The sequence below is a fragment of the Nocardiopsis sp. N85 genome, assembly GCF_028882275.1.
GTDB lineage: Bacteria > Actinomycetota > Actinomycetes > Streptosporangiales > Streptosporangiaceae > Nocardiopsis > Nocardiopsis lambiniae.
The window spans coordinates 1-24,781 of the sequence record NZ_JARBUT010000029.1 but is presented as its reverse complement, the minus strand read 5'-3'; the positions used below and the strand labels follow the sequence as shown (position 1 = coordinate 24,781).

The following is a 24,781-nucleotide window of genomic DNA, read 5'->3' as shown; positions in this document are numbered from 1 at the left end:
GTCTCCGCCCGCCCTCCCCGTTCCGCGCCGGCGGCGGGGCCCGCTTCCGCCGTGTCGGGTGGGCGGATCCCGCCGTCCTGAACCGGACGCGCCGTCGGGGAACCCGGAACCAACGGGCGGAGTCCCAACGGTGGGCGCGACCGAGGGAAGAGGGCCGATGGACGAAGCCGGAAAGCACGTGGGAGACCTGCTCGCCTCACCCGATGGGCGGGAACCCGGAGAACAGGGGATCACCGACATCCTGGACGACGGGGGCGTCACCGTCTCCGGTGCCGACCGGACCCTGTTGGGCGCCACGGGGGAGCGGTCCCCCGACGCGACGGAGACGACCGTCCTGCTCCGGGACCGGCTGGGACTGCCCACGGTCGGCGAGATCGGCGGCGACCTGCTGGGGGTCGAGGGCGCGGCGGCGGCCCGCGACACCGGACTGCCGGTCCGGGCGGAGGGCCTGCCCTCCCGCCCGGTCCCGGACACGATCATCGACGAGGCCGATCACCCCGGACTGGCGGTGCGCGCGGTGTCCCTGCGCGGGGACCGCAACCGCGTCGAGGGGCGGCCTCGTCAGGAGTCCTTCGGCCTGTACCCGCTGGAGCACGGGGGAGAGCGGTTCGTCCTGGCCGCCACGGCCTGCGGGTTCCCCTCCGTCCGGGACGCCGACCGGGTCCGCCGGTTGCTGTGGCGGGGCGTGGCCGCCCGGATGCCGGAGATCGCCGCGCCGCTCCGGGACCCGGAGCACTTCCGGAGCCTGTGCGCCCTGCTCTTGGAACAGGCGATGGAGACGGCCCCCGTCGGTGCCTTGACGGTGGCCCTGGTCCGGCTCTCCCCGGAGGGAGAGACCACGGATTGTCTGCTGTTCGGCACCGACGTCGCCGCCGCCCGGCTGCTGCGCGCGGGCGAGTGGGAGCCGCTGCCCGCGACCCTGCCCGCCGAGCCCGACGGCGTGCACGTCAACGGGCACCGCATCGCCCCCGGCGAAGCGCTCCTCATGTGCGGCACGGGCCTGTCCGGTCCGATGGGCGACCCCGGGACCGCCGACCGGTTGGCCGCCCAGTGGGGCGCGGGCCGGGTGCCCGGACGGATGGAGTTCGCCTCCCAGCTGGACTTCCGAGCCGAGGAACACGGCGACGACCGCACCGCGATCTGCCTCTGGGGCCTGTGACGGCCTTCGCCGGACCGGCCACCGATGACATGGATGCCCCGGGCCTTGAAATCACGGCCCGGGGCCGGTCGCACGCGCTTTCAGCGGGTGTCGTTCTTGGCGGTGTCGAGGAAGGCCCGCCACTCGCCGAGGGCGAAGGCGAGGGCGCCCGGTTCCCGGTGCTGTGTGTCCCGCACGGCCGCGCCCGCTTCCCACTCGGCCACCTCCACACAGGCGGCTTCGCTCTGCGAGTAGCTGGATTTCCGGAAACGGTGAGCGCTGATGGGGAGACCGCTCGCTGTGTTCATGACGTCATTCCTTGTCTTGGTCGTGCTCTCGGGCAATACGTTTCAGCAGTGCCAGTGTGAGAGATCCGTCGTTCAACGCCGCAGCACGCAGTCGGTTGTAGATGTTCGTGTAATGCTCGATGTTCTCGGAGCCGGACATGAACGTGTGGGATGACGGTCCTTGGAGGTAGACCGTCAGCAGTCCGTGGTGCTCGACTCGGAGGATGGAGAAGGAGGCCAGTGTCAAGGCCGCGTGTGCGCCCGCACCGTAAGGCAGAACCTGGAGAGTCACTGCGGGGAGCTGAGCCAACTCCATGAGGTGTTCTACCTGGTCTGCCATCACGGAGGCGCTTCCGATGCGTTGCCGCAGGGCGGCTTCCGCGACGATGATCCAAACGTTCGGTGGGGTGGGGCGGTTGACTACTTCCTGCCGGGTGAGGCGTACCTGAATCTCTCGGTCCAGGTCACTGTCCGGACGCATGGTGGCCCTGATGAGCGCTCGGGCGTATTCCTCGGTCTGCGCCGGGCCCGGGATGAGCTGGGACTGGTACATCTCGATGGCGGTGACCTGCGCTTCGATGTTGGCGTAGGAGCGGTGACCCCTCTCCAGGTCATAGAGGGGATCCGTCGCGAGGCGGAGCGGTTGGACTCCAGGATCCGCGAGTCGCGTGAGGCCGACGTCGTCGACCGGCGCAACCTCGCCGACATCGAGCGCTCGATCAGCGAGTCCGGCGAACCCGACCATGACTACCTGGAACGCGCCTACGAGGAAATGGGCGTACTGCTCGGCGACCGGGTTCGGGCCCGGTTCGACCAGGTGGAGGAGTTCCACCGCGCGGTCGTGCGGAACCGCAGACAGTACCTTGACGAGGAGGCGGCCGCCCTGCGGGAGAAGCTGGCCGCGAGCGAGCGCGAGCGCGCGGAACTGGGCGATCGCCAGGCCGCGCTCCTGCGCACCCTGAACGAGGGCGGGGCCTGGACACGCTCACCGTGATGCAGGGGGCGCTCGCCAAGGAGGAGGCGCACCGGGAGTACCTCCGGCGGAGGCTCGACGCCGCGCGCACCCTGGAGCAGAGCCGCAGGCAGATCGACCAGGAGAGGGCCGCGCTGGGAGACGAGGTCCAGCGGGACATCGAAGCCCGACAGGAGCAGGAACGGCACGCGAGCCTGCTGTTCAACCGGTTCGCCGAGTACCTGTACGGCGATGCCCGTGCTCCCTACCTGACCTTCCAGGCGAAGCGAAGCCACCTGGAGATCGAGCTCAAGCTCGAAGCCGACGACAGCACCGGCATCTCCAACATGAAGGTGTTCTGCTTCGACCTCACCTGGGCCGTGATCGCCCACCGGGCCGGGCGCGGTCCCGACTTCCTCGTCCACGACAGCAAGCTCTACGACGGTGTGGACGAACGGCAGGTCGCCCGTGCCCTGGAGCTGGCGGCGCAGGTCAGCAGAGATGAAGGCATGCAGTACATCGTGACCATGAATTCCGACGACCTCGCCGAAGCGGTGCGGCTCGGTTTCGTCGCGGACCCCTACGTCATCGAGCCCCGATTGAACGACTCCGAGAACGGTGGTCTCTTCGGCTTCCGTTTCTGAGGGTCCTCGAAATCCCGGACGGGTCTCCACGGACGAGCGGGCCCGGTTCGGTCCACGGGTTTGTCCACAGGCTGTGGAAAGACCTCGCCCCGTGAGGACGACCGTCCTAACCTGGGCTCATCCGGAACGGAGAGGGGATCCCCATGCAGGTCACCCGGCAGCGGCCCGAGACCCTGAACGCGATCGAGGCCGACACCGAGGCCATCGGCTTCACCATGTCCTGTGAGGAGGAGGTGGGTCGACTCCTGCGGGCCCTGGCCGCGTCCAAACCGGGCGGCCGGATCCTGGAACTCGGCACGGGAACCGGCGCCGGGACCGCGTGGCTGCTCGCGGGCATGGACCGGGAGGCCACCCTGGACACCGTCGACCACGATCCCGAGTGCCTGGGGGTGGCCCGGCGCCACCACGGGACGGACCCACGGGTGCGGGTGCACCAGGCGGACGGCGGCGCGTGGCTCACCGCGCGGGCCGACGGACCCGGCTACGACCTGGTGTTCGCCGACACCTGGCCGGGCAGGTTCACCCATCGGGACGAGGCGTTGTCGCTGGTGGAGCCAGGAGGCTTCTACGTGGTGGACGACCTGGCACGGCAACCCGAGGGGATGGTGCCGGAGGGGCACTGCCTGGCGGTGGAGGCCCTCATCGCGGACCTGGAATCGCGCTCGGGCTGGGAGCGCCTGTCCCTGTTGGGCTGGTCCTGCGGGGTCATGGTCATGGTCCGCCGTTGACCGACCGGCCGATGACCGACCGGCCGACCGGCCCGTCGGTCGGTCGGTCGGCCGTGCCGTGGAAGGGCCCGAACGGCCCTCCGAGGCGCGGTACGGCTCAGCCCTCCAGGTCCTCCTCGTCGGGGCGGACCGAGTCCGGCCGCAACGGGTCGTGCCCCACCGACAACAGGGAACGGCGCCACCGGGCATCCTGGCGGCGCGGTTCGGCCAGTCGTTCCCGCACGTACCCCGTGACCTGTTCCATGAGGTCGAGGTCGGCGTCGGTGACGTCCGTACGGCGTTTGCGGAGAACGGACACCACCTCCTCACCCCGCTCGGACACCCCGAGATCGGGGTCGGGCCGCTCGAACGCCTCCTCTCCCGAGGCGTCGGTGAGCAGCCATTCCCTCAATTCCTCACCGGTCATGTTCACCGCGCTGTGGAAGGCGTCCCAGAGCGCGTCGACACGATCGTCATGCTCGGCCATGTCCCCTCCTCCTCGTTCTCTTTCCCCTTCGCCCCGGCGTCCGCGGTTCAGGTGCGCCGCCGGGTGAGCGCGTAGCATCCGGCCCCGGCGGCCGCCCCCGCCAGGCCGGCCACGGTCAGGGCGCCACGGCGCCGGTTCACCTCGTCGAAGAGGCTGTGCTCCTTGGCCTCCTCGTCGAACTCCCCGTGCGCGCCGAAGTCCCTTGTCTCGTCCACGGGGGAGAACAGGTTGTCCTCGGTGGGAGGCTTCTCGTCGCGCACCTGGTCGTCGTAGCCCGTGTGGCCCAGGTAGAGGTCGAGCAGGCGCGGCGCCAGGCGCTGCCCCAGAACGGTGACCACGGTCGAGGGGGCCACCTGGTATCTGCGCCTGGTCGGGTGTTCGGCGGCCCACACGATCGCCCGGGCCGCCACCTCCGGCTGGTACACCGGTGGCACCGGGCGGGTGCGCCCGTTCACCCGGGTGCGCACCCAGGAGAACTGCGGGGTGTTGATCGCCGGTAGGTGCACCTCCGTGACGCGCACCCGGGAACCCTCGTGGACCAGTTCGGCGCGGACCGAGTCCGTGAAGCCCCGGATCGCGTGCTTGGCCCCGCAGTACGCCGCCTGTAACGGGATGCCCCGATAGGCCAGAGCGGATCCCACCTGCACGATCACCCCCCGGTCCCGGGGGAGCATCCGTTCCAGGGCGATCCGCGTCCCGTGCACGTAGCCGTGATAACAGACGTCCGTGACCCGCTCGTACTCGTGCGGTTTGATCTCCATGAACGGGGAGATCACCGAGGCGAACGCCGAGTTGACCCATACGTCGACCGGGCCGAGCTCCCTCTCGATCTCCTCCATCGCGGCGCTCAGCGCCTCGGCGTCGCTCACGTCCACCTTCACGGTGTGGACCGGCACGCCGTACGCGCGGGCCTCGGCCGCCGCGGCGGTCAGCCCCGCCTCCCCCCGTGACAGGAGGGCCACGGCGTGACCGTGACGGGCGAACTCCCGCGCGGTGGCCCGGCCCACGCCCGCGCCGGCACCACTGACCACCACGACCCGCCCGGTCTTCCGTCCGTGTCCCATGGTTCCTCCCGTTGTCCCCCGAAACGGTCGTTCGCGCTGTCCCACTACCCGCGATGGCCGTGTCCATGTACTCCGCTTCCGGGCCTTCCACCTGCTGTTTCATCCGAGGACTCAAGGGCAGTCGGATGGGAGGGGAAATCAGGACGACCGTTCCGGAGGGTGGACATGGAGCGAACCAGAGCCGGTATCGGCGAGCACGGTTTCCTTTCCGACTGCCATACCGCGGCCCTCACCGGTCCCGATGGGGCGATCGTGTGGATGTGCGCGCCGGCCTTCGACGGTTCCGCCCCCTTCGCGGGGCTCCTCGACCCGGAGCGCGGAGGATCGTGGTCCCTGGAGGTCGACGGGGCCCGACCGGAGCGACGCGCCTACCTGGACGGCACCCTCGTTCTGGAGAGCCTCTGGCGAGGGCCGGGCGGAGAGGTGGCGGTGCTCGACCTGATGCCGCTCCGGCGCGACGGTGGGAGGACGGGCCTGTATCGGGAGGGTTTCCTCCTGCGCATGGTGGAATGCCGATCCGGGACCGCCACGGTGCGTTCGCGTGTGGCCGCTCGACCGGACTTCGGCCGGGCCCGGCCCGCGTGGAAGCGGGAGGACGGAAACCTGAGAGAGGCTTCGGGCCTGTCGCTCTCCGGCACACCGGATCCGTGGATCGACGACGACGGTGACGTCGAATGGCGAACGACGCTCTCCGAAGGGGAGACGGCCTTCCTCGCCCTGGATCACCTGGAAGGTGAACGGTCGATCGACGCGCGGGAAGCGCGGGACCTGCTGGAGGAGACCGTCACCGCCTGGCGTGAGTGGTCGGCGCGCTGCGACTACGAGGGTGTGGGAGCCGAGCACGTGCACAGGAGCGCGCTCGTCCTGCGCGGTCTCCTCCATGAGGAGACCGGCGGTCTCATCGCCGCACCCACCACCTCCCTGCCCGAATGGCCCGGCGGGGAGCGCAACTGGGACTACCGCTACGTGTGGCACCGGGACGCCGCCCTGGTGGTCCTGGCCTTCATGCGGCTCGGCTACACCGAGGAGGCGGGGCACTACCTGCACTTTCTGCTGAGCATGTGCGGCGAGCCCCGGGGATGGATCGCCCCGGTCCAGACGATCCGACGCGAGGAGCCGCCCGAAGAGGAGGAGCTCGACCACCTCTCCGGCTACGCCGGATCCCGGCCGGTACGGGTGGGCAACAACGCCTACGGCCAGCACCAACTGGACGTCTACGGTCACATCCTCGACGCCGCCCTCTACTACCAGGAGGTCACCGGCGATTTGAGCGAGGAGGAACTGGATCAGCTGCTCACCGTGGTCGAGGTGGCGGTCGATCTCTGGCGGGAACCGGACGAGGGCGTGTGGGAGGTCCGGGCGGACCGTCGGCACTGGACCAATTCCAAGGTCTACGCCTGGATCTGCCTGGACCGTGGCATCCGTCTGGTCCGCCTGACCGGCAGGGAGGAGAAGGTCCCCCTGGACCGTTGGCGCGCCGAGCGCGACGCGATCCGGGCCGAGGTGCTCGAACGCGGATACGACTCCGAGGCCGGTTCCTTCATCCGGTACTACGGTTCCTCCCGCGTCGACGGTTCCCTGCTGCGCATTCCCCTGCTCGGCTTCCTCGACGGGGACGACCCCCGGGTCAAGGGGACCCTGGACCAGGTGGACGCCGAACTGGGAGAGGCCGGATTCCTCGTCCACCGTTACGACACCGACGCGACCGACGACGGACTCGACTCCCCGGAGGGGGCCTTCCTCCTGTGCTCCTACGACATGGTCTCCGCCCTGACGCTGGCGGGACGGAGGGAGGAGGCGCGGCGGAGGTTCGAGGAGTTGTGCGGGCGCGTCGGACCGCTCGGACTCCAATCCGAGCAGATGACGGCCGACGGCACCATGCTCGGGAACTTCCCCCAGAGCTTCACCCATCTGGCCCTGATCGAGGCGGCCATGAACCTGGAGTACGCGCAGGACGCCGAGGCCCTGCACGCGTGGGTCGACCGCAGAGGACCCGAGGACGACGAGGACGACGAGGACGGAAGACGAGGGGGACGACGGCGATGAACGATGACATCACCGGCACCGGGAAGCACGTCAAGGAGACCCTGCACCGCGAGGCGCAGGCCTACGCGAACGGCGATGACCGGCCCCTGGCCGGATACGCGGGTGCGGTCTCGGTCTACGCGGCCATGGTGGGTACGGGCCTGCTCGCGGTGAAACTGCGGGGGCGGCGGGGGGACACGTCGGTGGGGCCCTGGGACCTGGCCCTGATGGGGATGACCACGCACAAGGTGTCCCGCCTGCTGACCAAGGACCCGGTCACCAGCCCTCTCCGGGTCTTCTTCACCCGCTATCAGGGGGTGTCCGCACCCGCGGAGCTGTCCGAGGAGGTGCGGGGCGAGGGCGCGCGCAAGGTCGTCGGTGAGCTGATCACCTGCCCCTTCTGCACCGCCCAGTGGATCGCCACCGGTTACGCCTTCGGATTGGCCCTGGCCCCCCGCCTCACCCGCGGCGCGGGAGCGGTGTTCAGCGCCGTGGCCATCTCCGACTGGCTGCAACTGGCCTACGCCCGGCTTCAGCAGACCCAGGAGGAGTAGCGGGAACGACCCTGGGCCCGGGATCCCCCGGGCCCCGTCTGGACCTTCTAGGGTCGTTCGTCGCCCTCGTCCTCTCCCGCCGAAGGACCGGCGACGGTCGCCTCGGGGGCGGCGCCCACGACGAACCCGAAGAACACGTGGTCGGCCAGCAGCGCCCACCGATCCGCGGGACGGGAACGCCGTGCGTGCGCCAGACCGAGCGCGGGCGCGAGGACGGTCTCGAAGACCCCCCAGGACAGGACCCCGTAGACGGGACCGGCCAGCCGCGACCTGCGCAGCCGTCGGGGTACGAGGGCGAACGCGGTACCCGCCACCGCCCCGTAGGACCAATGGGCCAGCTCGATGGCCGCCGTCCTCCTGTGCTCGGGGACGGCTTCGAGGAGCGGCGGAGCGCCCTCGCGCAGGATCGCCTCGGGCGGTGTGCGTTCGAGGAGCCCCAGGCCCACCGTCGCCTGACGCATACCGGTCATGGCCATCGCGCCGACCACGCCCCGAAGCGCGCCTCTGAACCAGGGGTGACGCGGAGGATCGCTCTTTCTCCGGTTCATTCCGATGTTCCCTTCGAGAGTGTGCGTGTCCTTCCACTGACCGGGACGGTCCGATCTCACACATGCGGCCCCGGGACGCGCTCCGGAGCGGGCGGGTCGTTCACGTTCCGGTGGGTAAGGGGCGGTCATGAGACCCACACCGCACACGGGGACCCTGGGAAGGATCGCGGCCGTCGCCGTCACGGCGACCCTGACGGCCGCGTGCGCCTCCGGAGGCGGGGCGGAACCCGCGGGGGACGTCCCCCGCGCCGCCGACACACCGGACGCCGAGTCCACGGCCCCGGGAGAGCCCCGCGACCACGCCACCGACCTGGACGTCCCCTGGGGGGTCGCACCCCTGCCGGACGGTTCGATCCTGGTCTCCGAGAGGGATTCCGGCGAGGTGGTCCGGGTGGCGAAGGACGGCACCGTCACCCCCGTGGGCACCGTGGAGGACGTGTCCCCGGGTGGCGAGGGCGGCCTCCTGGGGTTGGCGGTCGATCCGGCCTTCCCCAACGAGCCGTACGTGTACGTCTACTTCACGTCCGAAACCGACAACCGCGTCGCCCGATTGGAGTACGACCCGGAGGAGGGGCTGGTCGGACAGGAGACCGTGCTCGACGGCATTCCCGCGGCCGGCAACCACAACGGTGGCCGGATCGCGTTCGGCCCGGACGGCTTCCTGTACGTCGGCACCGGCGACGCGGGCGACCCCTCGCTGTCCCAGGACCGGGACTCCTTGGGCGGCAAGATCCTGAGGGTCACCGCGGAAGGCGAACCGGCCGAGGGCAACCCCTTCGACGACCCCACCTACAGCTACGGGCACCGCAACGTCCAAGGCCTGGCCTGGGACGAGGACGGCCGCCTGTACGCGACGGAGTTCGGCCAGGACCGGTGGGACGAGGTCAACCTGATCGAACCGGGCGGCAACTACGGATGGCCCGAGGTGGAGGGCGAGGGCGGTGGCGACGGGTACGTCGACCCGCTGGTCACCTGGACCACCGACGAGGCCTCGCCCAGCGGTGCGGCGGTGGCGGGCGGCTCCCTGTGGGTGGCCTCCCTGCGCGGTGCCCGCCTGTGGGAGGTGCCGCTCACCGGAGACGGCGGGGTCGGCGAACCGGTGGCGCACTTCGAGGGGGAGTACGGGCGGTTGCGCACGGTGACGGTCGCCTCGGAGGGCGACGCGCTGTGGCTGTCCACCAGCAACCGTGACGGACGGGGCGACCCCGCCGAAGGGGACGACCGTGTCATGGGCGTCCCCCTGGAGTAGGCCGGATCCGTCCGGCGGAGCGTGTGGGCACGACACACGGCGTTCGCACGGGGAGCGCACCGAAGGGCGCCCCCGGGCGGACGGCAAGGGAACGGGGCCCCACGCTCTCCTGTGGGGCCCCGTTCCCTTCCCGGAAGGAACCGGCGGCGCGCGGTACCGGGATCGCGCGCCGCCGGGGAGGGATCAGCCGCAGACGCCCCCGTTGAGTGTGAAACGCTCGGGTGAGGCGTTCGGTCCGACGCCGGAGGAACCGACGAAACCGAAGGTCACCTCGTCTCCGTCGGCGATACCGTTGTTCCAGCCCAACGATCGCGCGGTCACCGCGCGCCCGGACTGCGTCAGGTCGGAACTCCAGTGGTTCTTCACCGTCTGGGCTCCGGGGAAGGACCAGGTCAGGGTCCAGTCGGTCAGGGGGGCGTCACCGGTGTTGCGCACGACCACCTGGGTGTTGAACCCACCGCTCCAGGTGCCGTGCACCCGGTAGTCCACCTCGCAGGTGGACGTCGCGGGCGGGGCCGCCGAACCCTGGTCGGTGACGAACGCCGACACCCAGGCCAGGGTCGAGTTCCAGTTGATGGTCAGCTCGTTGGTCGCCCACGAGTCGATGTGGTCGATGTAGCAGAACTGAGGCGCGCAACCGGTCAGGTTCGCCTGCGCGACCGGGTCCCAGGTCCCGGTGTCGGAGTTGGGGCCGCCCGACAGGGTGCCGTCCGGCGGGTTGGGCAGGCCCGGGTCGAGCTGGTTCGCGTACCAGCGGCTGTGCTGGTTGAGCGAGTGCGCCGTCCCGTAGCCGGTGACATAGGAGTTGTTGAGGGCGTTGCGCCCCAGCAGGTAGTCCATGCCCTCCAGGACCGCGTCCCGGAACCGGGTCTCGCCGCCGATGTCGTAGGCGGTGGCCACGACCACGAGGTTGTTGAGGACGAGGTTGTTGGAACCCCAGGCGAAGACCCCGTTCTCGGGGGCGTAGGCCAGACCGTAGGGGTGCTCCGCCACGGCGGACACGTACGCCTCGGCCCCTTCGACCACCGAGGCGCGCACGGCGTCCCGGTCGGGCAGGTCGTTCGGGACCGTGGCGAGCTGGAGCCGCCCCAGGGGCGCGGTCCACTTCCAGTCGAAGCCGCTCGCCGTGAACACGTCGGCGGTGTGCAGCTCCGACGACGTCACCGCCTCCTCGTACTCGGCGGACCCGGTGGCCAGGTACAGCTCGGCGGCCGCCCAGTAGAACTCGTCGGCGATCTCGTCGTCGTTGTAGGGGCCGCCGCCCTCGCCGCCCACCTCGGCGTACCGGTCGGGGTGGGCCACCGCGGCGTCCCAGGCCGTCTCGGCCGCCGCGAGGCAGGTCGCGGCGAAGTCGGCGTCGTAGGGCGCGAACACCCGCGAGCACTGCGCGGCGGTCGCCGCCAGGTTGAGGGTGGCGGCGGTCGACGGCGGGTGCAGATAGCGCGGCTGGGGGTCGGCGGCGGGCATCAGCGGGAGCCCGGTCCACCGTTCGTCGTGCACCTTGTGGTGGGCCATCCCGGCGAGTTCCTCGCCCACGGGCACCTGCATGGACAGCAGGAACTCCAACTCCCAGCGGGCCTCGTCCAAGACGTCGGGCACCCCGTTGTCCCGTTCGGGAACGGCCAACGTGGAGTCACCGACCCGGTCGGGGTCCCCGGTGGGCGCGGTGTGCGCCCGCTCGTACACGCTCATCAGCTGATGCACGGAGATACCGCCGTTGACCACGTACTTGCCGTGGTCCCCGGCGTCGTACCAGCCCCCGGAGACGTCCAGGGAGTAGTCGCAGGGGGAACTCGGGTGGCAGGTCACCTCGGTGTCCCCCCGGTTGGGGGCGACGCCGAGGTGACCGGCCGCACGCCCGTAGCCGGGGGCGATCTCGTCGAGGATCTCGATGCCGCTGCGCTGGGTGTAGTAGAACTCCAACGCGTCGGTGGCCAGCGCCCGGTAGGGGTCGGCGCCGATCCCGAAGGGGTGGCTCGTCTCCCCGTCCACGGTCAGGGTGTAGCCCTCACCGGGCTCGGTGACGTGGCCGAAGTCCACGGTGTGCACGTTCTGCCCGGAGGTGGCGTCGAGTCCGTACGGGACGGTGTCGCCCTCGCCGACCGTGGTGCCGTCGGCGTCGGTCAGGACCCAGGCCAGGGGCTCCTCGGCGTCGGTGACGACGGTGGCGTTCTTGGGGCCCTCGGGCAGGTAGCCCACCTGGTTGACGCGCACGGGCGGGCCGGTGTCGGGTTCGTACACCGGGGGTTCGGCCCCGCCGAGCAGGGAGACGTCGTCCAGACACAGGGTCCAGGGGGTGGCGGAGCCGCCGATCTGGAAGGCGACCTGGGCGGCGTCGTGGTCCGATGAGGCGGTGAACACGTACTCGTACGCGGTCATCTCCTCGGTGAGGACGGGGCGTTCGTCGAATTCGGTGCGCCAGGGGTCGACCGCCTCCTGGACCAGTGCCCGGATCGGTCGGCCCTGCGCGCCGGAGGCGGTGAACGAGAAGGCGTAGGACTCACCGGCGACGATCGGCACGTCGTTCTGGCCGACGATGACCTCCCACGGGTCGGCCGTGCCCCCGGGCACGTCGACGCACAGGACCTCGTCCTCGGTGACGGTCAACGCGACCTGCGGGGTACCCCACCAGCCGGTGGTCCCGTCGGAGAAGTCGCCGTTGACGATCTGTTCGACGGCTTCTCCGTCGGTGGGTTCGGCGGTGGCGGGGGTGATCGGTGAGAGGACCAACAGTGAGGCGGTGCCCAGGACCGCCGTGGTTCGTCGTGGACTCAAGGGGGGGTCGTCCTTCCGAGCGGACCGAGAGCACTTTGGGAGCGCTCCCAATTGAAAGGTATGACCATTTTTGTGTCACCCGTCACACCTGTCAATGGGGGTTGTGCGAGGGATTTCCCGTCGGTTCGCGCCCGACCCCCCCGGAACGACGCGGTCGGAACGGCCCGTGGGGGAGGGCGCCGTCGGCCTTCCCCCGCCGGACCGCCGCGGTCACTCCTCCGAAGGCGGGGTCGAGGACAGCCCGCGCGCGATCACCTGCTCCCCCAGGACCTCGCGGACCTCCTCGGCGTCGCCGGCGTGCCCGGGGTGCCCGGTGCTCTCCCGCAACTCGTTCAGCACCGCCGCCACCACGGAGTCCTCGGTCACCAGACCGGACAGCGGGGCCGCCTCCACCGCCTCGCGCCACCGTCGCAGGGCGTCCAGCCGGCCGTGCGCGATGGCCTCACGGGTGAGGTGGAACAACTGGTCCAGGTTGCGGTGGTAGGCGTCGGGGTCGCTCAGGTCCGCGTCGACCACCACGACCGGTCGGGTGCCCGAACCCTCGGGGCGCAGGTGGTAGACCCGCCAGATCCGACCGTTGGTCAGGAAGATCCACTCCGCGCCCTCCTGGGCGGCCAACCGGCGGGCCATCTGGATGTTGCGCAGATCCAGTTCCTGGCCGATCCCGCGCACTTCCACCGGGGCGAAGAGCTTCCCGTCCAGCACGATCGCGTAGTCGTTGGACTCCCCGCTCGTGCGGTACTCGGTGGTGAGGTCCTGGTACTTGCTGAAGTTCAGACCGACACTGAAGAAATCGGCGATGAGCAGACGGGTGTCCCCTTCGTTGGCGTCGCGCGCCACCAGATCGGCGATCGGACCCGAGAAGCGGTCCATGGCCGCGGCGACCCGGCCGCGCACGGACTCCTGCCAGCTCAGGGTGGTGGTGAACTCCCCGGTCCTGCTCATGACCTGGGTTTCTTCAACGTCCATGGACATCCGCTCCCGTGTGTGCCGCAAAGCCCTGTCGCACGGCCTTCTCCGGCACGGGGGGACACGCGGACAGGGAAGATCCGGCCACGATGCTACAACTCGTCGGCCCGGGCGGGCACACCGCGTGCCGGGCGGTCGCGGTCGGGACGCACCCCTAAGGGGAACCCCGAATTCGCCCTGGGATCGGGTGCCACCGCCGCGCGCGGGGCCGTGCCGATCTATTCTGCTGTCCATGTGGACAGCAAATAATCCAAATGGAAAGCGCGATGTGGTGGAGGGGACCGGCCGCCTCCACCACCTGGACGCGCTCAAGCTCTTTCTCATCGTGCTGGTGGTGGTCCTGCACGCCGCCCAGCCCTACGGTCCCGCCGACTGGTGGTACGTCGAACGAGAAGGAGGATCGGCGCTACTCGCCGAGATCGCCCGAGTGGGCGGGACGTTCCTCATGAGCCTCTTCCTGTTCGTGTCGGCCTTCTTCGTTCCCGCCGCCCACGACCGCCAGGGAGGCGCGCGCTTCCTGGGGCACCGCTTCCGGCGCTTCCTGCCGCTCGTCCTCATCGGCTTCTTCGTGGTCGTGCCGGCCCTGATGTACCCGTACCACCAGAACTTCCGGGACCATCCGTCCCTGGATCCGCTCACCTACTACCTCGACGTCTACCTCGGAGAGGGGGAGACGCCGCAGGGCTGGACCGGGCCGAGTTGGCCGGACCGCCAGTTCGCGCACCTGTGGTTCCTACAGCACCTGCTGGTCTACGTGTCCCTCTACGCGGCCTGGCGGTGGGTCGCCGGCCGGTTCGGCCGTCCCCGCGCGCCCAAGGCGGTCCCCTCCGCTCCTCCCGGGACGATCGCGATATGCGGCTTCGTCGTGGTCGTCTCGGTCTCCACCTTCCTGCTGCGCGTTCCCTACCCGGTCGACACCTGGATCCCGTTGCTGGAGTTCATCCAGACCGAACCGGCGGACCTGGCCCTCCAGGCGTCCTTCTTCTGGGTCGGCCTCCTGGCCTACCGGCACGGCTGGCTCACCTCCTTCGGTGAACGGGCCGGCCTGGCGTGGCTCGCGGTGGGCGGGGTGCTCGCCGCGGCCCACCTGTCGTTCGGTTCCCGGATCGAGGTGCTCTACGCCCCCGGCGGCCTGACCACGGGGTCCCTGCTGTGGTCCACCGTGGAGACGGTGATGTGCGTGTCGCTGTCGATCGGACTCCTCACCGCCTTCAGGCGCTGGGCGAACCGTCCCTCGCCCCGGGTGGCCGAGGCGGGCGCCCTGGTGTTCACGGTCTACCTGATCCATGTGCCCGTGGTCGTCGCCCTCCAGTACGCGACCCTCGACCTGGCCCCGTGGCCCGCCTTCGTGATCGTCGCCGTCGTGGGCACCGTCGCGAGTCTGCTCCTGGCCCGGCTCCTGTCCAGGACCCCGGTACTGCGCCGGGTCCTGTGACGGCCCGATAAGGTGGGCGACCATGACCCACGGCAACGAGGCCGACCTCACGGCCAAGGCGCGCATCCGGCGGGCGGCCCTGGCCCTGTTCGCCCGGAACGGTTTCGCGGGAACCTCCCTGCGGGCCGTCGCCGCGCGGGCCGGCGTCTCCCACGCCCTGGTCCGGCATCACTTCGGTTCCAAGGAGGGGCTGCGCGCGGCCGTGGACGAGGACGTCCTGGACGACTTCGACACCCTGATGGAAGGGGTGGAGACGACGGACCCGGGAGAGCTCTTGGCCGCGTTCGGCGGCGCGAGTGCTCGCCTCCTCGGTACCGACGAGGTTCGCCGTGAGTACCTGCGTCGCTCCCTCTTGGAGGGGAACGACGCCGGGGCGGCACTCTTCACCCGTCTGTTGGAGGGGGTGCGCACCCGTCTCGACGGTCTTCGGGACGGGCCGGCCGAAGACGAGGTGACCGGCCGGTGGGAGCCCTACCAGGTGCTCTTCCTCATCCTCGGGCCGATGCTGCTCGAACCCGTCATGGCGGCCGGGTCGTCCCGGCCCGTGTTCGATCCGGATGTGGTCGCCGAACGCAGTCGGGTCAACCAACGGCTCATCGCCCGGGGCATCCTCGGGCGGACATGACGGACGCCCCGGGACCGAGGTCCCGGGGCGTCCGCGCTCCCGTGCGCCTTCCCCCGAAGGCGCGCCGCCTAGAAGCGGCCGTCGAGCAGGTCATCGACGAACGCGCGGTGCTCCCGCAGCGCCAGCCGGAGCCGCTCGGTGTCGGCCCCCTCTTCCCAGGCCGACCGCAGGCCCGAACGGCGCTCCCGGAGCCGGGAGATCACCGCTTCGGTCACCTCGTCGACCACCGCGTCCGCTTCGCCCACGGCCTTGCCGGGGTCGTCCACGAAACCGTTCATCGCCGTGGTCAGACGCTCGCGCACCCGCTCGCGGTCCACGTCCTGCCGCGATCCGCTCCGGTCCCGGTCACCCTCGACCGGCGTGTCCCGGCCCTCGGAGCGCGTTCCGCCGGTGGCGGTCGTGGCCTTACCGGGCCTCTCGTCGTTCACCGCGGGGCCGGTGCGTCCGGTGCCCTGCGCGGGCACGGTGGTCCCGGTCGTCCCGGGGTCGCGCACCTCGGCGTCGACCGCCACGGGAGCCGTGTCCGCCCGCCCGGTGCCGGTGCCGCTTCCCCGCCCCGTGGGACGGGCGGCACCCGTGTCGTTGGTGGGCGGGCCGGTCCGCTCGCCGGTCCGGCGTCGCGCGCCCTCCCGTCGTTCGGTGTCGTCGGTGATGTTCTCGGAACCTCTCATCGCGCTACCTCCGATTCCCGTCCGTTACGTGCCTTCGGCACCAGGCCGCCCGCCCGTCGCGGTCGCGAAGGACCGTCGAGCATGACGTCCAGCAGGTCGCGATGGGCCATCAGGACCTCGCGCAGCCGCTCGGTGCCGGTGGTGTCCGTGTCCGTGTCCGGCTCCTCGGCCCTGTGAACGGCGGCGACCTCGTCACCGTGGTCCACCGACAGGTCCGCCAGATGGTGCTCGAAGCCCCGGGTGTCCGTCCCCGACGGCTCGACCGGGTACCCGAGATCGGTCATGGCGGCCGTCAAGACCCTGCGGGAGTCCTGGACGGAACGCTCGGGGTTCTCCACGAACTCCCGCTGAACGGCGAGCCACGCGTCCCGGTGACGCGCTCGCTCCTCGTCGGTGAGCGTGCGGAGCCGGATCTTGTCGTTGCGATCGAGACGGGCGGAGAGTTCCCTCTCGGCCGCCTTCGTGTCGCCGCCGTGCGCCGTGACCACGTGGTCGTACTCGGCACCGAAGCGCTTCTTCAGTCGGGTGGTGTTCCCCAACGGGACCTTCGACGTCCCGAAGATCAGCACCGCTCCGACACCGATGACCACAATGGCCACCACGCCGATGATGATGAGAATCGTCGTGTCCATGCGAGTGCACCTCCTATGTCGGCATCCACTGCCCGTGCTTTTTCCGGTGAAACAGCGGTATGCGCGACATGGGGGGATCATCGCAGGTGAAAGCGGGAAAAAAATTCGCCGCGCCCCTGTGCGGATCCAGGGGGCCGGGACGAAGGTACAGAGGATACCGGCACTTCAGAGTGCTCTTCTCCGGTCGTCCCGGGTGATGGAGGGGGTCGCCCCGAGCCTCGTCCGGGGCGTCCGTCACATCGGCGGGAACAATGGCCGAAGTCCCCTCTCGGATTATTTTCACCACCCCGAAGGAACGGTCTGACATTATCGACCGTTACCATCATGAGATAGCGTCTTCGCAGTTCGCGCGGGCTTTTCGCAAGCGGTGAACGCATCGGAGGCGCCTCGCGGCGCGGTCTGCGCGGTCTGCGCGGTCTGCGCGGTCTGCGCGGTCTGCGGGGCCTGCGCGGTCTGCGCGGCCACGGGCTCCCGGGCGCCCGAACGGTCGCGCAGGTCGGCGTGCGGGTGCCACCGCCCCCCGCGGTCCCCCTCGACCCGTTGGCTACCGGGCGTCTCCGACCAGGTTCCGCACGAAGGCGCGGTAGGACAGCAACGCCAACCGCAGGGTCTCGGTGTCGGCGCCCTCGTCCCACGCGGCGCGCAACGCCGCCCGGCGGGACTCGATCTCGGCCACCAGCGCGTCGGCGACCTCCGAGGCCAGGGCGTCCGCCTCGTGCACCGCGCTCCGAGGGTCGTCCACGAAACCGGTGATCGCGCCGTCCAGACGCCGTCGGGCCAGCTCCGTGTCCACCCCGCGCGGCCGGGGGCGCCAACCGTCCTCCGCCCTCGGCGCGCGCACCTCGGCCCGCACCGTTACCACCTCGTCGGTCGGGTGTTCCACCATGTCCGCCTTCCGTCGTGCCACGGAGCGCGCCGCCCGCGCACCCCCTTCGTGCGCCCGCAGGGTCCACCGCACCCGGCGGCGCGTGTCCGCTTCGAAGTGGTTCAACGTTGCGTCTCCGATCCCCGGCCCACCGTGTCGATCCCGCCCAACAAGGCGTCCACGAGCCGCCGGTGGGCCACCAGCGATCCGCGCAGGTGTTCGGTGCCCCCCGTGTCGTCGTCCCGGATACGGCGCACCTCGGCGACCTCCTCCGGATGGTCCACCGACAGGGTGTCCAGCAGGCGTTCGAAGTCCTCGCCGGGGGAATGCCCGAGGTCGAGGGCGATCGCCGCGATCACGGCCCGGGCATCGCGCACGGAGCGTTCCGGGTCGTCGACGAACCCCTGCTGGACCGCGATCCAGGCCCGCACGTGGCCGTCGCGCAGGTCCTCGGGGATGGCCCGCAGTCGCAGCTCGGTGCGGCGGGACAGCCGCGCGGACAGGTCGCGTTCGGCGGTCTCGGTGTCACCGTGGATCCGCACCGCGTGCTCGTACTCGGCGCCGAAGCGTCTCCTGAGCCGGGCCGTGCGGCGTGACGGAAGGATCGAGGAGCGGACGGCGATCGCGGTGCCCACGGCCACCACGATCACCACCAGGACGAAGAGGACCAAGGGCGTCGTCTCCACGGGGGGCAACCTCCTGTGCGGAGGACTCTGCCCCTCCGCCGTTCCGCGAAACTCCGGAGTCCGGAGTCGGTCCCCACCCGCCCCCGGCACGGTCCCGGTCGTATAGGCGGACGCGGGGGACGACCCGGCGATCGCGGCGGCGGTCTCCTCCGGACGACCCGCACGTCGCAGCGGGATCGCGGCCGCCGCCTCGGCCGGGCGATCCGGGTCGCCCACGGTGACGTCCGTGTCGGCCTCGATCGCCCCGGCCGCGACCGCGTCGACCCGGTTTCCGGACGGCCCCGATTCCTCGACCGGACCGACCGGCATGGCGTCCACCACGGCCTCGGTCACCGCGTGGCGCACGTACTCGTCGGGGGAGCACGGGGTGGCGGCGGCGCCGATGCCCCGACCGCCGCCGGTCACCACGGTGATCGGGTGTGGCGTCATGGATTCCCCTTCTCCCGCTCTCCCGCGCGGCGGGCCCGGAGCGTTCTCGCGGAACATCGGCGATGTCGCCCGTCGTGATCGCAGGACGCCCCGCGTGCCCCGGACGAACCAGGACGAGAACGACCGAAGGGCTGGATAGTGTGCGGTCATGCCCCCTCATCAGCACCCCCACCACCAGGGCGTCCCGCAGCCCTTCGGACTCGCCGGAACACCGGTCGCGTTCGACACGCGTCCCTTCCGGCAGGTCCAGGAGAACGTGTGGCTCGACGGCACGGGTGACGCGGTCGTCCTCGACTTCTTCAACGTCGTGCCCGACCTGCCCGCCCCCGTGGAGGACCCCGCGAACCTGCGCGCCCACATGAGCGCCCGTACGGCGCAGGGGGGCATGGGTCTGGTCGAACTCGACGTGGTCGGTCTGGACGGGATGCCGGCCGTCCGCCAGGTGGTCAAGGGGCCCCAGCCCCACCATGAGCGGGGCATGGCCTACCTGGGGACGTACACCGTTCCCCGGGACCGGTGCAGCGTGGTGGTGAAGGTCCAGTGCGTCGAAGGTCCGGTCACGGGTACCCGAGAGGCGGCGCTCTTCCCCGGGTTCCTCCAGCAGTACCGGGGAGACCTCCCCGCGGCCATGGCCGCCTGGGCACGGCATCCCTACGCGCAGGACATCGGTGGCGGCACCCCGCGCAACCAGGCGGAGGACGTCGGGTGGGACGCGCACTTCCCGGACCACCCGCTCTCGCGGGCCCGGAGACTGCTCGGGGCGCTCGCGTACTCCCTGCGGTTCGATCCGGCCTTCCGCGCCCTACCTCCGTTCCGGCCCCGTCACTGAGGATCTCCGCCCGCGGCGTCGACTTCGGGCGCGACCTCTCAGCGTCGGAGGCCGCCACACTCACCCCAGCGCCCTGGAACCCCGTGGCCCCGCAGAGCCCGTGACACCGCCTTCCGCTTCGGGCCGTTCCCGGCCGGGTGGCTCGCACCCACGAGGGCGGCGGTACCGGTGGTCGTTCGCGCGGGGGAGCCCTCACGGCCTTCTGCTTGCGGGCGAGCGGCCTCAGGGTTCGCCGCACGATGAAGTACTCGGCCACGAGCACGTTCACCAGGACGGCCCCGCCCACGCGCGACGCAGTCGCTCAGCGAGGATCCGGGCAGTCGCCTCCAAGAGAGCGAGACGGCCGGGCCCTCGGTTCCCAGCGGGCCTCCCGGCCGTTTTCGAGTCCGCGCGGATGGCGGGAATCGAACCGCCCGTCGCCGGCCTGCCCGAACACGAGGATCCCGGGACGCACCGCGTTCCGGGTGAGGACCGTGGCGGCGGACACGTCCCCGGGCCAGGGCGCTCCCAGTGGGGCCGGTCCGCGTCGTCGGGTCGCACCTGCGGTCCGCGTGGCGGCCGTGCCGGAGGTCAGTCTTGTGCCGAACCGACGGCTCCGCTCTGTTCGATCACGCTGCGCGCGGCCTCCATTTCGGCCTCCTTCGCCCGCGCGAACAAGGCGAAGTCCTCCGGATGGGAATCGATGACCTCACTCTGTATCTCCTCCTCCACTGCGGACCACACCTTGACGAGACCGGTCTCCTCCTTGCAGCGCACATCCGTTCCGGCCACGGTGATCTCCCGGGGTGAGGGCTCCGCGGAGTCGGTCCAGGCGGGATCGGCGTGGACGTCCAGCGGGGCCGCGTAGTCGAACCCCTTCGCGAGCATGCATGTTCTCCACTCACCGAAGGCGCTCACGACCTCCGGGTGTTCCTGAGAGGCCTCGAAGGTCTGCCCGATGTGGCCGTTCAACAGCGTGGTGTCGATCGCCGGAACGTCTCGGTAGAGCCTCTCTCGCGCTTCGGAGAGGCACCCACCGTCCCCGTCTTCGCCATAGGCCGCGACCCACTCGGCTCGGGGCAGGACCTCTCGGGCCTGCCAGACCCGATCACGCTCCCGTTGGTCCTCTGTCGGAGGAGGCAGGTGATAGCCGTAGAGTTCGGCGAGTTCGGGCTCGACCAGGCCGTAACGCCTGCGGTTGAGCGGGTCGGTGTCCTGCTCGGGAGGGGACGGCAGCGGGTCCCATTCCAGGCCGACGGCGTTCAGGCAGTCTCCGATCAAGAGGTCCTCGGCGTATTGGACCGTGAGCATGTCGAGCCTGGAGAATCCGTAGTCGTCCAAGGGGACCCACAGGTCGCCCACCCGTTCTCCCACTTCGGGGGCCTCCTCCTCGGCCTCGGTGATCGAACAGCCCACGATGGTGAGAAGGACGACCGCGAGAAGGGCACGGGGAATCCGCATGTACCGCTCACTTTCCCACCCGGGCGGGGGCCGCGCCGTGTTCGGCACCGCCCCCGCCGGTGTCTTCTCCTAGATGACGAACCTGACCGAGCTAGCCTTGTTGTCGAAGTTGGGAGGGTTGTTCGAGTTCTTGCTCAGGTCCTTGTCCTCGGAGTGGCCCTTTGCGGTGTAGGGGGCACCGCTGTAGTTGGCCGACGGGTACATGACGGCACGATAGGAGCCCTTGTTCTTGAAAGAGCTGATGTTGTCGTCGATGGTGGCGGTGGTACCCCCACTCCAATAGTTGTCGGAGAAGTTACTGTCGTTCGCGGTCAGGTGCGCCGAACGGCCCTTGAAGTTGTCGTGCTCGTAGACGTAGAGCGACCGGAGCGCCTGGGCGCCCACGTCGGTGGTCTCGACGGCCATGGCGGGCGTTCCCGCCCCCAGGGCCAGTGCTCCGATGAAGCCGAGCGTCGCGATCCTCACCGTGGTGCCGAATTTCCGCTGCATGTTCATTTCCTTTGTTGAGTCGCCGTCGCAGGCGAAATCTTACTTCTTGTCTCTTTGTGAAACGGTGGGCGACGGATTCTTCCTTGAATGGCTTCATTCGGGCACGGGTGTCCGACGAAAATAATTCAAGGGAATTTCCGTGCGATACCGTGGCCGCTGGTCGGTACCGTGAGGTTTTCTCGCCGATCAACGCATGACCTTTGACGGGCGCCGCCGCCTATGAAAGGGATCTCGATCGAGGGACGATGAGGTGAGCCGGACGCGGCCGGCCCGGTGCTCCCGGTCGTCGCCTAGGGGGTCGAGCTGGGAGGACCGGTCGGTCCGCGTGGGCTGGTCATCATGACCTCGCTCCCTGGGGGGTAGAGCGGACGGCCGTAGAGGCTGGCGTTGGGGGCGCCCGGCGTCCGGTGTTCTTCAACGATCGCGGTTTCGTCCCCCGATGTCGTTGGCCCGGAGTCCACGGTTCCTTGACGTTCCCTCCACCTTTGATGCCCACCCGGGGTGACGCCGGACGGAAGGTGGCCTCCCGTGCCGGCGTGTTCCATGGCCCCGGGCGATCACGGCGCGCGAACGGCCGATCCGTACCACCCGCGTTCGCCGACACCGCCTCTACGGCCGCTCCGGATCGAGGCGCCGGTGCCGATAGTCCTTCGGAGCGATTCCGTAGGCGTCGCGAAAGGTTCGGCTGAAGGCGGCGGGATGACGGAAACCCCAGCGCGCGGCGATGCGGTGGATCGGTACCTCGGCCAGTGCCGGATCGGTCAGACCGAGGCGGGCACGCTCCAGACGTTGCTCCCGGATCCAGGTCGCGACCGTGGTGCCGTCCTGCTGAAAGAGTCGGTGCAGATAGCTGGTGGAGATGTGGTGCGCAGTGGCGATCGCGGCCGGGGTCAGTTGCGGGTCGTGCAGGTGCTCGTGGATGAAGGCCCGGATGCGCAGGGACAGACTTCGCCCGCGACTCTCCGGTACCAGGTCGCCCTCGGCCTCCAGAGTGTGGGCGAACAGCGCCGAGACCAGGTCGCCCAGGGTCAGCGCCAACCTGGGCCCGTCGGCGGGGGAGTAGGACCGGGGGTTCTCGGTCAACTGGATCAGGAAGCCGCTGAGGAGGGCCCCGATCCCCTCGCGTCCCGACAGCCGCAGACCGGACATTCGGTCGGCCCGCTGTGAGGGCAGGGACAGCAGCTTCTTGGGTATGTCGACCCCCACGCTCGTGACGAGTCCCCCTCCGCTCGGTGCCTGGACATCGAAAGGCCTGGAGGAGTCGTTGACGTGTATGTCGTGCGGGCCGTAGACCACCTCCCGTGCGCCGCAGCCGCGTTCCAGCGAACCGCTCCGTACCAGGCACACGTTGTACGCCTCGGGATCGGAGCGTCTGATCAGCGGTGCCGTCCGGTGGAGGGCCAGTGCCCTGAACTCCATCTTCCACACACGCGCGGCGTCCAGGCGCAGATCGAGTTGGTGCACCCGGAAGTCCTCGATCCCGTCGCTGGTCGCGTCCATGGGGGTCGGTGCCTGGGACACGTGCCGGCGCCACACCTCGAAACGATCCGCTCCGGGTAGGTCGTCGGTGTTGAACTCGGACTCGATCACCGTGTCTGTCCTTCACACTCGGCTGTCCGCTACCGGGCGGGTCCACCCGTCGTCGCGGTGTGCCCACAGAATCGGGGATGGCGCTTTCAGGGGTCTTTCGCCGCATGCCATGCCGGGGACGCGTTCAGCGTCCCACGGCGTCGGTTCCCGGGCCATGGGGCAACCGGATCCGAGCCCCGTAGTCCCGAAGCCCCGTTCACGCGGATCCCGTCCCTTCACGGTTCTTGAGAGCGCGGCCGTACACCGATTGGTGCGCCTGGAACGCCAGGAGACGTCCTTCGCGCGGAGCGGATACCGGGAGCCGAACCGCCCGTCGCCGGCCTGCCCGAACACGGGAACCCGCTGACCACTACGGAGCGCACCTCCTCGCCGCGGTCATCGATGACCGACTCCTTCACCCACGAACCGGGGAGATCCTCAGCGGTGGCCCAGTACGTTGACGACCTGGCCGTTGGGGTCACGGACGAGGAACCGGCGCACTCCCCACTCCTCATCCCGCAAAGGGTGCACGATCTCCGCGCCGCTCTCCCGTACGACCGCGTAGACCGCGTCCACATCGTCCACCTCGACGCTCATGTCGGCCGTGACCGGCGCGGTCCTGTCGCTGGACATGAAGCTGACCTGAGCCATCGGACTGGATGGGGAGGCCAACGTCATGATCCAGCCGTGATTCATGACCTCCTCGAAGCCGAGGAGACCGTAGAACTCACGGCTCTCCTGTTCGGCCTCCGAGTGGACGTTGGGTACGACACGGCGAACGGCCATCGACGACTCCAAATGAGAACGGACGTGCTTTGAGACTCCCAGTATCACTACGCCACACCGGTTTTCGCACGCACTTTCGATGAGCGTCCTGACGTGTGAAGTCCGGCATGTCCCTGAACCGTCTGCGGGAGGCCATGTCGAGCCCGCGGAAAGTGCCGCACACGCCCCCGGGCTCTCCGGCCGACTGCCCGACTTCCTCGACCACGGCCGGGCCTCCATCGACGAGGTCCTCGTTCGTCGCGGAGCCGTCGCGGAGTCCCACCACCTCACCGCCGGGGCTTCCGGGGGCCGGACCGCCTACCGCATCGACGGCGGGAGGCGCCGCGTCCACGTCGAGTGGATCCGCCTGTACGAGTGACCCTGGGTTCCCGTCCGTTGCCACCCGAACCGGCACGCAAGGGGCACAGTGGTGGGGCTAGAGCTTCATGTGGTGGGCTGACCCGGGGGATTCCGGGGTCCATCCCTGGGTGAGGGCCTCGCGGATGGCGACGGAAACGATGGCCGGGGTCACGGAAGCGGGCGGAGTCATCGACAGCCAGGCTCCCGGGTGCGGGTGCTGAGTGGCGACGACGAGGGTCCGTCCCGGCTTCTCCGCCGGTTCCACGGCGAAGGTCATGGGTGTCCCGCAGAGGGCCTGTGCGTAGGTCGGCCGGTGCCGTACCCGCCACCGGTAGGTGATGCCGTCCACGATGATGTGGCGAGAGCCCTTGCGGACCAGTGCCATACGCGTCGCCTCCCGTCCGGGGCTCGGGAACGAACCGTACCCGTTTGTGGGGTAGGGCGTTTGAGCGCGTCCGGGGCGCCTCCCGGAGTACTCACAACGGGTCAGAGCGGAGTACGTGTCCGATGACGACCTCACTGAGCCTTTTTCATCCTGCTTCGCGGAGCTGAAGGACCGGCACAGCGCGGGTGATCTGGCAGGCCCG

At 70.1% G+C, this 24,781-nt stretch carries 27 protein-coding genes; 11 read left to right on the top strand and 16 right to left on the bottom strand.

Translation table 11 applies throughout. From position 1 onward, the window contains the following. Nucleotides 1–157: 157 nt before the first annotated feature. The gene (locus PWG71_RS27175; RefSeq protein WP_274812884.1) at nt 158–1,159 is read left to right on the top strand and encodes a hypothetical protein; all 1,002 of its coding nucleotides are present in this window, start codon (nt 158–160) and stop codon (nt 1,157–1,159) included. 80 nt (nt 1,160–1,239) lie between these two features. On the opposite strand, the gene PWG71_RS27170 is transcribed toward PWG71_RS27175, so the two are convergent. Then, a complete protein-coding gene (locus PWG71_RS27170; RefSeq protein WP_274812883.1) occupies nt 1,240–1,446 on the bottom strand; it encodes a DUF397 domain-containing protein in 207 nt (68 codons plus the stop codon). A gap of 4 nt (nt 1,447–1,450) precedes the next feature. After that, the gene (locus PWG71_RS27165; protein WP_274812909.1) at nt 1,451–2,035 is read right to left on the bottom strand and encodes a DUF5753 domain-containing protein; all 585 of its coding nucleotides are present in this window, start codon (nt 2,033–2,035) and stop codon (nt 1,451–1,453) included. On the opposite strand from PWG71_RS27165, the gene PWG71_RS27160 reads away from it, so the two are divergent. From PWG71_RS27160 to PWG71_RS27150, 3 genes are all read left to right on the top strand, one after another. Beyond that, complete coding sequence (locus PWG71_RS27160; protein WP_274812914.1) at nt 2,021–2,419, top strand: ABC-three component system protein; 399 nt, start codon at nt 2,021–2,023, stop codon at nt 2,417–2,419. The two genes, PWG71_RS27165 and PWG71_RS27160, sit on opposite strands and share 15 nt — an antisense overlap. Further along, entirely contained in the window at nt 2,419–3,021 is a 603-nt protein-coding gene (locus tag PWG71_RS27155) for a DUF2326 domain-containing protein (protein WP_274812882.1), read from the top strand. The genes PWG71_RS27160 and PWG71_RS27155 overlap by 1 nt, the downstream gene beginning before the upstream one ends. A gap of 143 nt (nt 3,022–3,164) precedes the next feature. Continuing rightward, a complete protein-coding gene (locus PWG71_RS27150) occupies nt 3,165–3,749 on the top strand; it encodes an O-methyltransferase (RefSeq protein ID WP_274812881.1) in 585 nt (194 codons plus the stop codon). Between the two features lie 97 nt (nt 3,750–3,846). Here PWG71_RS27150 and PWG71_RS27145 read toward each other — a convergent pair whose 3' ends face one another. Then, nucleotides 3,847–4,215, bottom strand: coding sequence for a DUF3140 domain-containing protein (locus PWG71_RS27145; protein ID WP_274812880.1), 369 nt, complete (start codon nt 4,213–4,215; stop codon nt 3,847–3,849). Nucleotides 4,216–4,262: 47 nt separating this feature from the next. Next, the gene (locus tag PWG71_RS27140; RefSeq protein ID WP_274812879.1) at nt 4,263–5,279 is read right to left on the bottom strand and encodes an SDR family oxidoreductase; all 1,017 of its coding nucleotides are present in this window, start codon (nt 5,277–5,279) and stop codon (nt 4,263–4,265) included. 165 nt (nt 5,280–5,444) lie between these two features. Here PWG71_RS27140 and PWG71_RS27135 point away from each other — a divergent pair, with 165 nt between their 5' ends. Further along, nucleotides 5,445–7,325: a glycoside hydrolase family 15 protein gene (locus tag PWG71_RS27135; protein ID WP_274812878.1), complete on the top strand. Its 1,881-nt coding sequence runs from the start codon at nt 5,445–5,447 to the stop codon at nt 7,323–7,325. Next, nucleotides 7,322–7,858 carry a DUF1360 domain-containing protein gene (locus tag PWG71_RS27130; RefSeq protein ID WP_274812876.1) on the top strand — a complete coding sequence of 179 codons (537 nt, stop codon included), beginning with the start codon at nt 7,322–7,324 and terminating at the stop codon, nt 7,856–7,858. The genes PWG71_RS27135 and PWG71_RS27130 overlap by 4 nt, the downstream gene beginning before the upstream one ends. A gap of 47 nt (nt 7,859–7,905) precedes the next feature. On the opposite strand, the gene PWG71_RS27125 is transcribed toward PWG71_RS27130, so the two are convergent. Further along, the gene (locus tag PWG71_RS27125) at nt 7,906–8,334 is read right to left on the bottom strand and encodes a hypothetical protein (protein ID WP_274812908.1); all 429 of its coding nucleotides are present in this window, start codon (nt 8,332–8,334) and stop codon (nt 7,906–7,908) included. 199 nt (nt 8,335–8,533) lie between these two features. Here PWG71_RS27125 and PWG71_RS27120 point away from each other — a divergent pair, with 199 nt between their 5' ends. Next, a complete protein-coding gene (locus PWG71_RS27120; protein WP_274812875.1) occupies nt 8,534–9,655 on the top strand; it encodes a PQQ-dependent sugar dehydrogenase in 1,122 nt (373 codons plus the stop codon). 183 nt (nt 9,656–9,838) lie between these two features. Here the strand turns inward: PWG71_RS27120 and PWG71_RS27115 are convergent, their stop codons facing one another. Together PWG71_RS27115 and PWG71_RS27110 are read right to left on the bottom strand one after the other, a co-directional pair. Further along, nucleotides 9,839–12,430 (bottom strand): glycoside hydrolase family 9 protein, encoded by a 2,592-nt coding sequence (locus PWG71_RS27115; RefSeq protein WP_342456009.1) that lies wholly within the window; start codon nt 12,428–12,430, stop codon nt 9,839–9,841. Between the two features lie 210 nt (nt 12,431–12,640). Beyond that, entirely contained in the window at nt 12,641–13,399 is a 759-nt protein-coding gene (locus PWG71_RS27110) for a hypothetical protein (protein ID WP_274812874.1), read from the bottom strand. 232 nt (nt 13,400–13,631) lie between these two features. On the opposite strand from PWG71_RS27110, the gene PWG71_RS27105 reads away from it, so the two are divergent. Together PWG71_RS27105 and PWG71_RS27100 are read left to right on the top strand one after the other, a co-directional pair. Next, nucleotides 13,632–14,834 carry an acyltransferase family protein gene (locus PWG71_RS27105; protein WP_274812873.1) on the top strand — a complete coding sequence of 401 codons (1,203 nt, stop codon included), beginning with the start codon at nt 13,632–13,634 and terminating at the stop codon, nt 14,832–14,834. A 22-nt stretch (nt 14,835–14,856) separates the two neighbouring features. Then, nucleotides 14,857–15,459: a TetR/AcrR family transcriptional regulator gene (locus PWG71_RS27100; RefSeq protein WP_274812872.1), complete on the top strand. Its 603-nt coding sequence runs from the start codon at nt 14,857–14,859 to the stop codon at nt 15,457–15,459. 68 nt (nt 15,460–15,527) lie between these two features. Here PWG71_RS27100 and PWG71_RS27095 read toward each other — a convergent pair whose 3' ends face one another. From PWG71_RS27095 to PWG71_RS27080, 4 genes are all read right to left on the bottom strand, one after another. Then, nucleotides 15,528–16,130, bottom strand: coding sequence for a hypothetical protein (locus tag PWG71_RS27095; protein ID WP_274812871.1), 603 nt, complete (start codon nt 16,128–16,130; stop codon nt 15,528–15,530). Beyond that, nucleotides 16,127–16,762, bottom strand: a complete 636-nt coding sequence (locus PWG71_RS27090; RefSeq protein ID WP_274812870.1) for a hypothetical protein — start codon at nt 16,760–16,762, stop codon at nt 16,127–16,129. The genes PWG71_RS27095 and PWG71_RS27090 overlap by 4 nt, the downstream gene beginning before the upstream one ends. 544 nt (nt 16,763–17,306) lie before the next feature. Then, a complete protein-coding gene (locus tag PWG71_RS27085) occupies nt 17,307–17,648 on the bottom strand; it encodes a hypothetical protein (protein ID WP_274812869.1) in 342 nt (113 codons plus the stop codon). Nucleotides 17,649–17,749: 101 nt separating this feature from the next. Next, nucleotides 17,750–18,742, bottom strand: a complete 993-nt coding sequence (locus PWG71_RS27080) for a hypothetical protein (protein ID WP_274812868.1) — start codon at nt 18,740–18,742, stop codon at nt 17,750–17,752. 148 nt (nt 18,743–18,890) lie between these two features. Between PWG71_RS27080 and PWG71_RS27075 the strand changes: the two genes are divergently transcribed. Then, on the top strand, nt 18,891–19,571 hold the full coding sequence (locus PWG71_RS27075; RefSeq protein WP_274812867.1) for a hypothetical protein: 681 nt from the start codon (nt 18,891–18,893) through the stop codon (nt 19,569–19,571). Between the two features lie 570 nt (nt 19,572–20,141). Here PWG71_RS27075 and PWG71_RS27070 read toward each other — a convergent pair. From PWG71_RS27070 to PWG71_RS27055, 4 genes are all read right to left on the bottom strand, one after another. Continuing rightward, nucleotides 20,142–21,011 carry a hypothetical protein gene (locus PWG71_RS27070; protein ID WP_274812865.1) on the bottom strand — a complete coding sequence of 290 codons (870 nt, stop codon included), beginning with the start codon at nt 21,009–21,011 and terminating at the stop codon, nt 20,142–20,144. A 69-nt stretch (nt 21,012–21,080) separates the two neighbouring features. Next, nucleotides 21,081–21,500: a peptidase inhibitor family I36 protein gene (locus PWG71_RS27065; RefSeq protein ID WP_274812864.1), complete on the bottom strand. Its 420-nt coding sequence runs from the start codon at nt 21,498–21,500 to the stop codon at nt 21,081–21,083. A gap of 609 nt (nt 21,501–22,109) precedes the next feature. Continuing rightward, nucleotides 22,110–23,090, bottom strand: coding sequence for a helix-turn-helix domain-containing protein (locus tag PWG71_RS27060; RefSeq protein WP_274812863.1), 981 nt, complete (start codon nt 23,088–23,090; stop codon nt 22,110–22,112). Nucleotides 23,091–23,507: 417 nt separating this feature from the next. Beyond that, nucleotides 23,508–23,855 carry a VOC family protein gene (locus PWG71_RS27055; protein WP_274812862.1) on the bottom strand — a complete coding sequence of 116 codons (348 nt, stop codon included), beginning with the start codon at nt 23,853–23,855 and terminating at the stop codon, nt 23,508–23,510. Nucleotides 23,856–23,934: 79 nt separating this feature from the next. Between PWG71_RS27055 and PWG71_RS27050 the strand changes: the two genes are divergently transcribed. Continuing rightward, nucleotides 23,935–24,213: a hypothetical protein gene (locus PWG71_RS27050; protein ID WP_274812861.1), complete on the top strand. Its 279-nt coding sequence runs from the start codon at nt 23,935–23,937 to the stop codon at nt 24,211–24,213. A 57-nt stretch (nt 24,214–24,270) separates the two neighbouring features. Here the strand turns inward: PWG71_RS27050 and PWG71_RS27045 are convergent, their stop codons facing one another. After that, on the bottom strand, nt 24,271–24,579 hold the full coding sequence (locus tag PWG71_RS27045; protein ID WP_274812860.1) for a hypothetical protein: 309 nt from the start codon (nt 24,577–24,579) through the stop codon (nt 24,271–24,273). Nucleotides 24,580–24,781: the final 202 nt, after the last annotated feature.